This is a genomic window from Massilia eurypsychrophila, from assembly GCF_002760655.1.
Classification (GTDB): domain Bacteria; phylum Pseudomonadota; class Gammaproteobacteria; order Burkholderiales; family Burkholderiaceae_D; genus JAFCUW01.
The window spans coordinates 1-13,255 of sequence record NZ_PDOC01000042.1 but is presented as its reverse complement, the minus strand read 5'-3'; the positions used below and the strand labels follow the sequence as shown (position 1 = coordinate 13,255).

General features: G+C 63.2%; 13 protein-coding genes and 3 pseudogenes. 5 read left to right on the top strand and 11 right to left on the bottom strand.

Translation table 11 applies throughout. The features are described 5' to 3' along the window. Positions 1–181: 181 nt before the first annotated feature. Together CR105_RS29420 and CR105_RS29415 are read left to right on the top strand one after the other, a co-directional pair. Positions 182–721 (top strand): annotated as a pseudogene (locus CR105_RS29420) (ArsA-related P-loop ATPase); the annotation flags it as partial. 106 nt (positions 722–827) lie between these two features. After that, complete coding sequence (locus CR105_RS29415) at positions 828–1,787, top strand: ArsA-related P-loop ATPase (protein WP_307189661.1); 960 nt, start codon at positions 828–830, stop codon at positions 1,785–1,787. 97 nt (positions 1,788–1,884) lie between these two features. On the opposite strand, the gene CR105_RS26575 is transcribed toward CR105_RS29415, so the two are convergent. The 8 genes and pseudogenes from CR105_RS26575 to CR105_RS26540 all read right to left on the bottom strand — a co-directional run bounded on the left by CR105_RS26575 (position 1,885) and on the right by CR105_RS26540 (position 8,591). Next, positions 1,885–2,844, bottom strand: coding sequence for an FAD:protein FMN transferase (locus CR105_RS26575; protein ID WP_229414140.1), 960 nt, complete (start codon positions 2,842–2,844; stop codon positions 1,885–1,887). Then, positions 2,828–5,047, bottom strand: a complete 2,220-nt coding sequence (locus CR105_RS26570; RefSeq protein WP_099793890.1) for a PepSY domain-containing protein — start codon at positions 5,045–5,047, stop codon at positions 2,828–2,830. Before CR105_RS26570 ends, CR105_RS26575 begins: the two co-directional genes overlap by 17 nt. Before the next feature lie 9 nt (positions 5,048–5,056). Further along, positions 5,057–5,527, bottom strand: coding sequence for a DUF2271 domain-containing protein (locus CR105_RS26565; RefSeq protein WP_099793888.1), 471 nt, complete (start codon positions 5,525–5,527; stop codon positions 5,057–5,059). After that, positions 5,524–5,898: a PepSY domain-containing protein gene (locus CR105_RS26560; protein ID WP_099793886.1), complete on the bottom strand. Its 375-nt coding sequence runs from the start codon at positions 5,896–5,898 to the stop codon at positions 5,524–5,526. The genes CR105_RS26565 and CR105_RS26560 overlap by 4 nt, the downstream gene beginning before the upstream one ends. A 264-nt stretch (positions 5,899–6,162) precedes the next feature. Next, the gene (locus CR105_RS26555; protein WP_099793885.1) at positions 6,163–6,864 is read right to left on the bottom strand and encodes an MBL fold metallo-hydrolase; all 702 of its coding nucleotides are present in this window, start codon (positions 6,862–6,864) and stop codon (positions 6,163–6,165) included. A 35-nt stretch (positions 6,865–6,899) separates the two neighbouring features. Then, on the bottom strand, positions 6,900–7,700 hold the full coding sequence (locus CR105_RS26550) for a sulfite exporter TauE/SafE family protein (RefSeq protein ID WP_099793883.1): 801 nt from the start codon (positions 7,698–7,700) through the stop codon (positions 6,900–6,902). 13 nt (positions 7,701–7,713) lie between these two features. Next, positions 7,714–8,149: pseudogene (locus tag CR105_RS26545) on the bottom strand (YeeE/YedE family protein). Between the two features lie 10 nt (positions 8,150–8,159). Further along, positions 8,160–8,591, bottom strand: a complete 432-nt coding sequence (locus CR105_RS26540; RefSeq protein ID WP_099793881.1) for a YeeE/YedE family protein — start codon at positions 8,589–8,591, stop codon at positions 8,160–8,162. 378 nt (positions 8,592–8,969) lie between these two features. Between CR105_RS26540 and CR105_RS26530 the strand changes: the two genes are divergently transcribed. The 3 genes from CR105_RS26530 (at position 8,970) to CR105_RS26520 (ending at position 11,286) form a co-directional block, all read left to right on the top strand. Then, positions 8,970–9,362 (top strand): DUF302 domain-containing protein, encoded by a 393-nt coding sequence (locus CR105_RS26530; protein ID WP_099793879.1) that lies wholly within the window; start codon positions 8,970–8,972, stop codon positions 9,360–9,362. 73 nt (positions 9,363–9,435) lie between these two features. Beyond that, entirely contained in the window at positions 9,436–10,254 is an 819-nt protein-coding gene (locus CR105_RS26525; protein WP_229414139.1) for a c-type cytochrome, read from the top strand. A 336-nt stretch (positions 10,255–10,590) separates the two neighbouring features. Beyond that, the gene (locus CR105_RS26520) at positions 10,591–11,286 is read left to right on the top strand and encodes a VIT1/CCC1 transporter family protein (RefSeq protein ID WP_099793877.1); all 696 of its coding nucleotides are present in this window, start codon (positions 10,591–10,593) and stop codon (positions 11,284–11,286) included. Positions 11,287–11,344: 58 nt separating this feature from the next. Here CR105_RS26520 and CR105_RS26515 read toward each other — a convergent pair whose 3' ends face one another. From CR105_RS26515 to CR105_RS29650, 3 genes and pseudogenes are all read right to left on the bottom strand, one after another. Further along, the gene (locus tag CR105_RS26515) at positions 11,345–11,821 is read right to left on the bottom strand and encodes a VOC family protein (RefSeq protein WP_099793875.1); all 477 of its coding nucleotides are present in this window, start codon (positions 11,819–11,821) and stop codon (positions 11,345–11,347) included. Positions 11,822–11,827: 6 nt separating this feature from the next. Next, positions 11,828–13,102: a heavy metal translocating P-type ATPase gene (locus CR105_RS26510; RefSeq protein WP_218968761.1), complete on the bottom strand. Its 1,275-nt coding sequence runs from the start codon at positions 13,100–13,102 to the stop codon at positions 11,828–11,830. 65 nt (positions 13,103–13,167) lie between these two features. After that, positions 13,168–13,255: pseudogene (locus CR105_RS29650) on the bottom strand (IS6 family transposase); the annotation flags it as partial.

Below are 13,255 nucleotides of genomic sequence, written 5' to 3'. Positions count from 1 at the left end.
GATGCAGACCAGGATCACATCGATCGGAAAGCGCATCCCTTTGAAGTTGAGCATGTCGAGTCGTCCTGGGTTCGGGCGCCGCAGCTTACCCGATTACCCCGTCGATGTTCGCTAATGCGACAGAACCCTGTCGACTGCCACTGCGCTCACGCTGGCCGATTCCGGTAAAAAAATCCTGCTGGTGAGCACCGATGCCGCGTCGAATCTGGATGAAATGCTGGGCGTCGAACTGCGCAACATTCCCACGCCCGTGCCCGGCGTCCCGGGTTTGTCGGTATTGAATATCGACCCCGACAACGCGGCCGAGTCGTATCGCCAGCGCGTGCTGGGGCAGATGGCTGCCGATGCCAGTGAAACGGAGCGCGCGACCGTGCGCGAGCAACTGTCCGGCGCCTGCACCACGGAGATCGCTTCATTCGATGAGTTTGCGGCGCTGCTGGCCGACGATGCAGGTGGTTATGACCATATCGTGTTCGACACTGCGCCTACCGGACACACCTTGCGTCTGCTGAGCTTGCCGCAGGCGTGGAGCGGATTTTTAGCCGGTAACGACCGCGGGGCTTCCTGCCTCGGACCGCACTCGGGATTGAAGATGCAGGAAGTGCGCTTCAAGGCGGCCCTGCTTGCCTTGAGCGGCCCTGCCCAGACCACCGTCATCCTGGTCGCCCGCGCCGACAAGGGCGCCATTGCCGAGGCGGCGCGCACGTCGGATGAATTGCGCACACTCGGCCTGAACAACCAGCGCCTCATCATCAATGGATTGTTCCACGCAAGCGATCCGAGCGATGCCGCTAACCCTTCAGTCCCTGCCCCAAGACCAAGTGCCCTTGCGCGCCTTCGACACGGTTGGTTTGCCAGCCCTGCGCGCATTGCTATCCGCGCATGCCGCTCCCATCATCGGCGCCGAGGCGATGACCGGCCCGGCCGAAGCTTTGCCGGGTCTGGACGCGTTGGCCGACGAACTGGCGGCGTCCGGCCGCGGCCTCATCATGGTGATGGGCAAGGGAGGAGTGGGCAAAACGACCATCGCCGCAGCTTTGGCTCTTGGGTTGATTGCACGCGGCAAAACAGTTCATCTCAGCACCACCGATCCGGCGGCCCACCTTGCTGGAACCCTCGCCAGCGAGGTGCCCGGCCTGCGCGTCGACCGGATCGACCCGAAGATCGAGACCCAGCGCTACATCGACCGTATGATGACGGCAAAATCGCCTGGACTGAATGCCCAAGAACAAGCGCTGATGCTGGAAGACTTACAGTCCCCATGTACCGAGGAAGTCGCGGTCTTTCACGCGTTTTCCAGGATTGTCAACGAAGCGCGTAGCGCCTTCGTCGTCCTTGACACTGCGCCAACCGGACATTCGCTGCTGCTGATGGATGCTGCGGGCGCCTACCATCGGCAAACGCTGCGCGATTTCGAAGGCCATGGCAGCGGCCGGATGACAACGCCTCTGATGCGCCTGCAGGACGGAGCCTATACCCGGATCATTCTGGTGACGCTGCCGGAGGTCACCCCGGTTTTGCAGGCGGCGGCCCTGCAGGACGACCTGCGCCGCGCAAGCATCGAGCCATACGCCTGGGTGATCAACAAGAGCGTGGTGGCGGCCGGAACACGTGATCCGCTGCTGCAAGCGCGCCTGGCGGGAGAACGCAAGCAAATGAGCCGCATCGCAGCCGGATTGCCGGCCCGCAGCTTCATTGTGCCGTGGCGAATCCATCCACCGGTCGGGGTGGTCGAGCTATCCGAGCTGGTCACCGACGTGACGGCCCAGGCAACGCAGGAGCAGTAACGTCGCGCCGCACTGATTCCTACGCCGGCCAAGGTCACATGAAAGCCGCACCCGCCATGGTCGCTGGATTTTTCCGCGGGTCGTAGTGCCCCGCCTGTCAGCCGGGATCACACAGCTTGCCGCCGATGACGAGAATTTCCTGGAGCTGCTCACCCTGGCGCAGCACGAACAAGGCATCCATGCCGCGTTGCCGCGCCAATGCGAGGCCGTCGCGCTCTCCGAGCACGAGCAGCGCTGTGGCCCAGGCGTCGGCCAGCATGCAGGTCGCAGCCAGGACAGTGACCGCTGCCAGCTGGTTCGACAGCGGTTTCTGCGTAGCCGGGTTCATCGTGTGCGCATGGCGCTGCCCATCGAACTCTACCCAGCGGCGGTAATCGCCGGACGTTGCAATGGCTGCGTCCTGGAGCTCCATCACGCCAGACACTTCACGCACGCCATAAGCGGGCGCCTCGATCGCGACGGCCCACGCCTGGCCATCGGGTTTGCGGCCGCGCGCGCGCATCTCTCCGTCGATGCCTACCAGGTAGCTGGCAATTCCCCAACCATCCATGCAATGCGCCAGGCGGTCGACCCCATAGCCTTTGGCGATGCCGGACAGGTCGATGGCGATCGACGCGCGCTTGCGCACCTTGCAGCGTGCCCGGTCGATCTCGAGCGTTGCGCTGGCCGGGCGATAGCTCCCTGCAGCCGGCAAAGGGGAGGGCGCCGAGGACGCCCCTGACGAAGGGCCGAAGCCCCATTGTTCCACCAGATCGCCCATGCCGATGTCGAAGCTGTCTTTCGATTGCAGTCCGATTCGCACCCCGGTCTCGAGCACCTCTGCCAGTTGTGCGGGCACGTCAATCCAGCAGTCAAGGGGCGCGGCGTTGAGGCGACACAGCTCCGACGCCGGGTTCCAGCTTGACATCTGGCGGTCGACCTCGTCGACGGCGGCAAACAGGCTGGCGCCAATGGCCGTCGCATTCACGCCGTCAGGGGCGTAGAAGACGGCCGTGTAGCGCCCGCCCATGGTCCGCCCGTTCAGGCTGTAGCGCCGCCATTCAGAATACGTCTTCACGGTACCTTCTGCTGTTCCTGAGGGTTTGGACGCTCATGTCAATTGGAGCGAGGATGGCGTCCAGCGCCTGCCTGACGCTGGCCGCCATCGCGCTGCTGCCGCAAACCAGCACCTGGCCACCATCTGTGATGAGCCTGCGCATATTGTCGGCATCGTCAACCAGCCGGGTCTGTACGCGCGTGCCGTTTGCCACCCGCGAGAAGGCCGTGCGCAGCTGGGTGAGTCGGCGGTCTGCCAAGTAGTGGCGCAGTTCAGGCTCGTACAGGAAATCGGACGCGGGGTCGCGGCCGCCCCAGTACAGGTACATCGGGTGCCGGCCAGTGTTGTTGCGGATGAATCCGGCGAGCGGGCCGATCCCGGTACCGGCGCCGATCAGGATGACCGGCGTCTTGCCGGACGCCGGCCGGAATTGCGGATTGGGCTGAATAAAGGCATAGATGCAATCGCCCGGGCGCAGCCCATGCAGATAGGTCGAACATATGCCGCCGGGCTGCTTACGCACGCAGATTTCGAGGTGGCCGTCGGCGGCCCCGCTGGCCAGCGAATAGAAGCGCGGCGTCGGAGTGCCCGGAGCGATGACGCCGACCAGGTCGCCGGCTTCGAAGCGGGGAAGGCGACTGAGCCGGAACAGGCGCGCAAACAGGCCCACCGGGGCGTGCGCCGGACCAGCGCCAAAGCGCAGCACGACGGTCGGCTCCTGCTCCTGCACCCCGTAGTCGATGCGCTCGTCCAGGCGCAGGGAAAATGTGCGCGGATGGGCCGGAACATGTTCGAGCGTGAGTTCGACACCGAGCCGCGCGCCGATCGCCTTCCCCCACCGCGCAAATTCCTGGGACGACTGGCGGTCGATCGTGGCCAGGCCGAGCATGGCTTGCCAACCATGGGCGCGCATCGCCGCGTCCACCTCGGTGGCGAACTGGCAGAATGCCGGGAACTGGCGGTCGCCAAAACCAAGCACGGCAAATTGCATGGCCGGGTTGGCCGGTATCGGTGGGAGCAGGTCGAGGAACTGGCTGGCAGAGGCTGGGGCGCCGCCGTCGCCATAGGTTGCCGTCAGCAGGAACAGCCTGCTCGCGGCGCTATAGGGAGGCGAAAACTGGTTCATCGGCGCCGTGTGAACGCGCTGCCCGGCCTGGCGCAGGGCGTCATGCAAGACCCGGGCAAAGCCCCACGTGCTGTTGTTTTCGCTGCCGACAAGGATCACCGCCTCGGCCGCCTGCGCAGCACTGTTGCCGGCAATGCGCGGTTTGGCGCTCCGGCGCCGCCACCAGACGATCGCGCCAGTGACCGCCAGCCATGGCGCACCGAGGGCACACAGGCCGAGCACCGGGCCCAGCCACCACAGGCCTTCGCCCGTGTGCAGTTGGTAGACCAGTTCATAGGCGTCGCGCATGCCGCTGTGAGCGCGGTAGGACAGCAGTGCACCGCTGGACTGGTCGACATAGGCGTCACCCTGTGCCGTCCTCAGGGTATAGACGGCCGAAAGGTCACCGGGGATCGGGAAAACCAGTTCCCGCAAGTCGGCAAGATCGGCCGCCATCAGCGCCGGCAGGCGCGATGCCGGCAGCGGCGGCGCGCCAGAGGTCGTAGCCGGGAAATCGGGTTCGGCCTGCATGCCGTCGGCAATGTAACCGAAAGTTGCCGCCGACATGTAGGTACCGGTCAGCGCCGACAGCAGCAGCCCGCATACGGCCGCCCGGCCCACCCTGGCATGCCACCGTTGGCTGCGGCTGCCGTGCAGCGGCCCGCTGACTTGCCGCCATCCGCCGACCCGCTTGACCAGCAACAGAACGCCCGATATGCACAGCACCAGCGTGGCCAGCGCCGCGATGCCAACGGCAACCCGGCCGGGGGTATCGACCAGCAACGATCGGTGAAGTTGCCTGACCCAGCGCGAGAACGCCGACGGGACAAACGGCGCGATGGCCTTGCCGCTGGCAGGATCGACCCGGACTGCGCGGGAGCCTTGGTCGGTACTGTAGTAGACGATGAGCGAACCGGAAGGCGTGCGCTGAATCTGCTCCACGCCCGGGTTGTGCAGGGCTACCCGGCCCGCCATGTCACCCACGCTGACGCCCGCCGGCACGCTGGTGCCGAGCCGGTCGAGCGCCGGATCGAGCGATAGCGCAGCACCAGTGATGCCCAACAGGGCGACCAGCAACGCACAGATCAGGCCAGGCAGGGAGTGTAACTGGCGCAACATGCAGGCGTTTTACATGTTGTAAGTGAAAGATTTGACGTAACCGCGCCCCTTGACCGGCTTGCCTGCGCCCTGTTTGGTAAGCGGCGCGCGCGCGTCGGCTGGATTGTCGCGGCCGTCTTCGACGGCACTGTCGATCCGGATCTCATAGCCGGCATCGATCAACGCGTCAGCCAGTTCGACCTTCACCGTGAGGGACTTTCCGCTACCCACGCTGGCGCCGCTGACGCCGTCGAATTCGCGCACATTGAGCCCGCTGCCGCGCGCCCAGTCGCCCAGGTGCTTGTAATATTTGGCCTTGGTTCCCGAAACCCACAGTGTCTTGGTATATTTTCCGGCGGCATCGGTGACATAGAAAGCGAGGTAGGCGCCGTTGCCGCCGTAGCTGTTCAACTGGGTAGTCAGAACGACAGGGCGAGCGTAGCCCAGGGCAGGCAAAACCAGGGCGCCGGCGACGCAGGCGCTGGTGATCATATTTTTCATGGAAGTTTTCCTTTGCTTGCGGCGTTTGTTTGATTGCCGCGACTGGGCTGCGCCTGAGCAGTCCCGACATAGTCCGCCGGGTTGGCGTTCGGTCCGAATTCCACCTCGAGGCTGCGGATGCGCAGCGATGCAGGCGCATACTTGGCCTTGACTTTGTTACCCATGCGGTCGATTCCCCTGACCTCGTAGCAGCCGTCATCCACCTTGATGCGCTGAACGGTCCAGCCCCGTTGTTCGACTTGCTGGCGCAATAGTTCCCGTGGTTTCCATTGCTCGATCGGTTCGTTGCAATCAGTGTCGGCGCGCGCGGTCGCACTAGCAACAAGCGCGACCAGCCCGACCAGTGCTCCGAGCGTGTTCAATCGGGTCATCGCTTACTCCTTGGTAAGACTGCGCGGGGAGTTCATCGGCTCATTTTGTTGCGCGTGAACAGGCCGAACCTGCCACGGGCCCGACTATAGTCGCCGCGTTGAGAAAAAAATATGATGCACATCAAGAACGACGAAAAGGCGCGGAGCATGGCCCGTCTTCAATATCGAAGGCCGTCACGTACCGACATCGATGGCCACGCTACCCAGCAACAAATATGGGGTGCCGTCAACGCGCGCCGCACTGGCCGGGTTGACCGGCTGTTGTCAGGCGCCGTCGGCCAGCCCCAGGTTCTTATTCGCCGGCACGGCGATGTCAATCAATGTCGGCTTCGGCAGATCGAGGGCTGCCATCAGTTCGCAAAAATCCTCCTCGCTGCGGTTGACAAGGCGCGCGTTGTGGCGCTTCTCCCAGCCTATCGTCGATACCGACTGGCCCTTGTAGTCGTGCCCGGGCCACACAGGCGTCGCATCAGCCAGCGTGAAGAGTTTGCCGGTGACGCTTTCGTAGAGCGCATGCGCACTGCCGCTCTGGAAGTCGGTGCGTCCGCAGCCGTCGATCAGCAAGGTGTCGCCGGTGAACACATTGCCGCGCCATAGATAGCTGACGCTGCCTGCGGTGTGGCCGGGAGTGTGCAGGACCTCGATCCGTTCGTCGGGGCCAAAACGGATAATGTCGCCATCGCTCAGTTGCACCTCGGCCGGGGTGATGCCGCAGCCCGATGGCACGGCGGCGCGCGCCCCTGTCACTTCGCGCAGCTTGCCGGCCGATGTCACATGGTCGGCATGGGCGTGCGTTTCCAGCACGAACGCCAGCTTCAGGCCGAGCCGCTCGAGATGGGCCAGATCGCGCTCGCAATTGTGATCGACCGGGTCGATGATAACGGCTGAGGTCTCGTCGTCGGCGACCAGGATGTAGGTAAACGTCGAGGATTCGGAATCGAACAGTTGGATAGGATTGACATTCATCGCAGGTCTCCAGGAATGTGAAATTAGCAGGACGTTTAAATGAGTGACTTGACGATCATGCCGACGGCAACTGCTGCCGACACAAGGGCGAAGCCGATCTGGAGCTGAGGCCCGGCCAGGCGCGTCGACACGAGGCGCCCTCCCAGCATGCCCGCCAGCGCGCCGGCGGAAAAGGGCAGGGCAACGGTCCACACTATGCCGCCGCTGGCGGCGCTGGTGATGACTCCGGTCACCGAAACGAGGGCAATGACCGCCAGCGAGGTCGCTACCGCCGAGCGCATCGCCAGGTCGGTGTAGCGCTGCAAAGCCGGGACCATAACAAAGCCGCCCCCGACGCCTAGCAGGCCGGACAGCAAACCGGCCAGTGTGCCCGACAAGGCCAGCGCGCGGGCGCAGTTGCTGGTCCAGATGAAACGGCCGCTTCCATCATCGCGCTTGCACGGATACGGTGAAGGGACATCGGTCTTGACGACAACTTCCGGACGCGTAACCTGGCGCAGGGTGCGAAATGCCACCAGTAGCAGGATCGCCGCAAACAGTACGCTGAGCCAGCGGTTGTCGAGCCGGTGCGCCAGCCACAGGCCGAGCGGGGAGAGCAGCATGCCGGAGACGGCGATCAGCATGGCGGCGCGGTAGCGAACGATGCCTTCGCGAAGGCCGAGCATGGCGCCGAGGGCGGCCGCCATGCCGACCGCCATTAGGCCGATCGGGCCGGCCTCGGCGACACCCATCACGATGCCGAACACCAGCAGCGGCACCGCCAGGATGCCGCCGCCGGCGCCGGTGAGCGCGAGGATGACACCAACTACCAATCCCAGTCCGAGCACGGTTAGCATGGTCGGGTTTTCCTTAGATGACGTGCTTGCGCCGCGCCGGCAGACGTTCCAGCAATTCAAATATCACCATCCCGACGATCATCGCGGCGGCGAAAATGAGCGGCTTGGGGCCGCCGCCGACAAGCGAGGCGAGGGCGGGGCCGGGGCAGTAGCCGGCCAGTCCCCAGCCGGCGCCGAATACCAGACCGCCCAGCACCAGTCGGCGGTCGATCCGGGATGCAGTCGGCAGGCGCATCGCAGCGCCAAGCAGCGAGCGCTCGCGCCCCCCCCGCAAAGCGAAACGCGAGCAGTCCGACCAGGATGGCGCCGCCCATGACGAAGCCGAGTGAAGGATCCCAGCGGCCCGCCAGGTCGAGAAAGCCGAGGACCTTGGACGGATCGGTCATGCCCGAGATGATCAGGCCAACGCCAAACATCAGGCCGACGACGAGTGCTATGAAGATCTGCATGAGGTGCTCCTTATCCAATCAGGTGGCGAACGATGAAAACGGTGACGAAGCCGGTGGCCATGAAGGCGGCGGTCGCCACCAGCGAACGTGGGGAACGGCGCGACAGCCCGCACACGCCATGCCCGCTTGTGCAGCCGGAGCCGTAGCGGGTGCCGATGCCCACCAGCAGCCCGGCGACGACCACGGTTGCGGCCCCGGCGTCGACTTGCGCTGTCGGCAGTGGCGCGAACAGGCTGTACGCGGCGGGGGCGGCAACAAGGCCGAGCAGGAACGCAATGCGCCAGGCGATATCGCCCTTGGGCCATTGCAGAAGGCCGCCCAGGATGCCGCTGATGCCGGCAATGCGTCCATCGAACAGCAAGAACATTGCTGCGGCCAGTCCGATCAGGGCGCCGCCAGCCAGCGAGGCCCACGGCGTGAAACTTGGCCAGTCGATCATCATGCTGTTTCTCCTTCTATTGATTGCTTCGACGCGCCGCAATACTGGCTGTACAGCACTTGCATGACCGCCATCGCAGCGCCGCTGGCGATGGCGTAGTAAATCTGCTTGCCTTCGCGCCGCGTCGTCACACACCAACAGCAGCCGGTCTGGGTTGGCCAAGGCCTTGAGCAGTCCGCATGCCTCCGCTGCCGCCGAGCGCATTGCGATGGGATCAAGCTGGGTTTGATGCATTATTTCGCTCTCATTACGTCATATCACACACTACATTCTATCAGATTATAAAATATCGTTAGATATAATCAAAATCACTGCTATGATGAATGCAACGAGTGCGTCGACAGTCATCGGGTCGGACTACAACACCAACCGGAGAGAAAGATGGCAAGCAAATATGGATTCGGCAAGACCGTGGCGTGCGCGTTCGACGAAGCGATCGAACGTGTCACCGTTGCGTTACAGACCGAAGGATTCGGCATCCTGAGCGACATCGACGTGGCCGCAACCCTGAAAAAGAAGTTGAACGCCGATATGCCGTCGTACCGCATCCTGGGCGCCTGCAATCCGGCGCTGGCCCAGCGGGCGATCGCGGCTGAGCCCTCGATCGGCCTACTGTTGCCGTGTAATGTGCTTGTCCGTCAAGTCGCGGACGGCGAGGTCAGCGTGGAATTCATGGACGCCGATGCGGTGCTCCAACTGGTCGGCAAACCGGAAATCGCGGCGCTGGCGAGCGAGGTGCGCCAGCGGCTCGAACGGGTGATGGCCGCCGTCTAGGTTCTGCCAGGCGCGCCAGCCCGTTGCGGGCACGCGCATCGAACAATCCTGATTTTCACGACTGAGGCTCCCTATGACCATGAAACTTCGCTTGATAGCGGCCGGTTTTGCAGTTGCGCTGGCAGCCGGTGTTGCCGCCCAAACGGCAGCCCCGGCTTTGACTGCCCCTGACGAATCGACCATCCCGCCGGGCCCTAAGGGACTGGCAATTAAGGAAGGCAAAAAATTGCTGACTGAAACCCATCAGCGCCTGCCTAACAACGTCGGCAACGGCTTGAATTGCACCAGCTGCCACCTGGCAGGGGGAACCACCGCCGGCGCTTCTCCCTGGGTGGGAATCTGGGGTGTCTTTCCCGAATATCGGTCGCGCAGCGGGAAAGTCATTTCCTTAACGGAGCGAGTTAACGATTGCTTCGAGCGCTCAATGAATGGCAAGCCGCTCGCCTACGATTCTGCGGAGATGAACAATATTCTCGCTTACATGCAGTGGCTCTCGACGGGCGTCCCGACCGGAACCAGCGTCAAGGGACGTGGATTCGGTCCACTCGACCAGAAACTGACAGCCGATACGGCGCACGGGAAAGAGGTGTACTCAGCGAAGTGCGCCAGCTGTCATGGCGCCAACGGCGCCGGCATGAAAAACCCGGCCGGTGGCTATCTGTTTCCGCCGGTGGCCGGAAGCGATTCGTTCAACGACGGCGCCGGCATGGCCCGCACGTTTACCGCTGCCGCGTTCGTCAAGCACAACATGCCGCTCGGGCAGGGCGGCACCCTGAGCGATCAGGATGCGCTCGACGTCGCTGAATATTTCACCCACCTGCCGCGTCCCGTGTACAAATTCAAGGCGAAAGATTGGCCAAAAGGGGACAAGCCGAAGGACGCGCGTAGTTAATGCGGCAACGCGCCAGGCACCGGGGGAAGTGTTGCTGAACCTTATCCTTCTCTAGTATCTGATCAGCGCAGCAGAGTATGAGAGTTTCGCTGGAATTGTCGAAGCTGATCTCGGACGTGATTACATTGGCGAGGTTTCGCCAGCCATTCATCCGGCCAAGGAATAGACCTTGGTCGGCCATTTGCTCCAGCCACTGTCGGCAAGACGAGGCGCCAGCAACGCTGGCAGGACGGCTCAAGCCGGTCAGCACTTCAATCTGCTTTCCCAAGAGACGCGGTAAGAGGCAAGAATCACTTGCAAGCCCATTGCAGGTTTCAACAAGTTTTCGGAGATCGTATGTCACGACGCCACATTGAAAGCCACCGCACGCAAACCATTGGTTGGCTGCGCGCCGCGGTACTCGGTGCGAATGACGGCATCGTGTCCACCGCCAGCTTGATCATTGGCGTTGCCGCCGCGGACGCAACGCATAGCGCCGTCCTGGTGGCCGGCGTGGCCGGACTGGTAGCGGGCGCAATGTCGATGGCGGCGGGCGAGTATGTTTCGGTCAGCTCGCAATTAGACACCGAGCGGGCCGATATCGAACGCGAGCGCGCGGAGCTGGCCACCGACACTGATCACGAGATCAGCGAGCTGGCCGGCATCTACATCCAGCGTGGTCTTGATGTCGAACTTGCACAGCAAGTGGCGAGGCAGTTAATGGCCAAGGACGCCCTTGGTGCCCACACTAGAGACGAGCTCGGCATTTCCGAGGCGGCGAGTGCCAAGCCGCTGCAGGCGGCCGGCTCCTCGGCACTCGCCTTTGCCATTGGTGCTGGCATGCCACTGTTGAGCGCCTGGCTGGCCTCCGAAAAGCACTTGGCGCTCGTAGTTGGTACCTCGTCGCTGCTCTTTCTCGTAGCGCTGGGCGCTCTGGCCGCCTTCACCGGCGGCGCCGGCATTGTCAAAGGTATCTGCCGCGTGACGTTTTGGGGTGCCTTGGCGATGGCAATCACTGCCGGCGTGGGCAGATTGTTCGGCGTCGCATCATGAGCGACCAGCCCGCTCGACGCAGGTGGCAACCAATTCTAGCCCGTGGCGGCATGTTTGGTCAGGTTGCCGAAGCGGGCTCGGTTCCCGCTATCAGGAAAGTGGGCTCTTGCCCCTCAGGCATTTCAAGCAACTCTTCGCTGGTGAGCCGGGCGTAGATCTCTATCAGATAGCCGCTTGGGTCGCGCAGCCACAGTTCATGCAACGGTGTCCCGCGCCAGGTCGTGCGCGACGGTTTGACGATCTCTGCACTCTGCGCGAGGGCGGCATGGTAAGCGGCGATCACTTGCGCCTTGCCCGCCACGCCAAGTCCGAGGTGGTAGAGGCTGTACGTGTCGAGCGGCTCACCCCGGTCGTTGACCAACAGCACAAAATTGAGGTTCAAGTGCGGGACAATGAAGGTGCTGTAACGGGCGGTGGTGTCCTTCGGGCCAACGCCGAGAATCGCGGCGTAGAATGCGGTGCTTTTCGCCAGGTCGGCCACGCGCAGGCTGAGGTGGAACTCCTGTGCATGCGGGAACGGGGTTGATTCATTCATCAGCTTTTACACCTTGAGTATTTCAGTTGCGCCGGATTCGTCAGCGATTATTTTTCCACGCGGTTGACCATGGACTTTCGGCAGCGCTTGCCACCGCTGTGCCACTCGTAGATCGACTTCTGGCGCATCCTTGAACCGCAACAAGCGCAGCGCATTGAGCACGACCAATACGGTCGCTCCTTCGTGGATCAGGACAGCAATGCCCATGCTTGCCCAGCCGAACAGCGTGGCCGGGATCAACAGTGCCACCACCCCGAACGCGGCCCACAGGTTTTGCCGGATGATCTGGTGCGATGCGCGGCTCAGCGTTATGGCGAATGGCAGGCGCGACATATCATCGGCCATCAAGGCGACATCGGCGGTCTCGAGAGCTACGTCTGTAGCGGCGCCGCCCATTGCAATGCCGATGGTGGCGCGCGCCATTGCGGGCGCATCGTTGACGCCATCGCCGACCATGGCGACCTGGCCGTGCGCTTGCATCAGTTCGTCGATCACCTTGAGCTTGTCTTCAGGCAGCAGACCTGCACGCACGTCGCTGATACCGACGGACGCCGCAACCGCCTTTGCGACCTGCTCGTTGTCACCCGTTAGCATGATGGTCCGGCCCACCCCCAGCGCCGCAAGCTTGGCGAACACCTCGCGCATGCCCGTGCGGGGCGTATCGGCCAAGGCCAGCACGCCGATGAAGGCCCCATCCGATCGCACCAGCATCGTTGTTTTGCCCTGCGCTTCCAGGGCATTCACTTGCAGGCGAACCGCGTCCGGCACAGCATCGTGCTCAAACAGGCGCAAGTTTCCGATGCTGACCTTCCGCTCTTCAACCACCGCATGCATTCCCATGCCGGTAACGGACTGCACGTCCACCGCGTTTGGCAACGCGATATTGCGCGCATGCGCTGCCTGCACCACCGCCTGTGCCAATGGGTGGCCGCTGCGGCTCTCGACGCTGGCGGCGTTCGCGAGCAAGCTTGCTTCGTCGCCTTGCAGCGCGATGATATCGGTCACGCTGGGTTTGCCGGTAGTGATGGTCCCTGTCTTGTCAAACGCGATGGTCGACAGGGAACGCAGGTTTTCCAGATGCACACCTCCCTTGATCAGCACGCCACCGCGCGCAGCGCGCGCGACCCCGGCGAGCACGGCGGAAGGCGTTGCAATGGCAAGGGCACAAGGTGACGCCGCCACCAGTACTGCCATTGCACGGTAAAACGATTCGGAAAATGGCAAACCCATCAGGAGCGGGATCACGATGAGCGCGACAACGCCCACCAGCACAACGGGCACGAATATGGGGTTCTGTCGCGTTGTTAATCAAACGACAGAATTTCCCTAGGACGGCATTGTGCCGCTCAAACCGGACGGACTATTCCTGCCAGCACAGAAAATTGGTCGGCGAACGACATTGCATCAGCGCCGTCGATTGCGAACTGGCCCTTG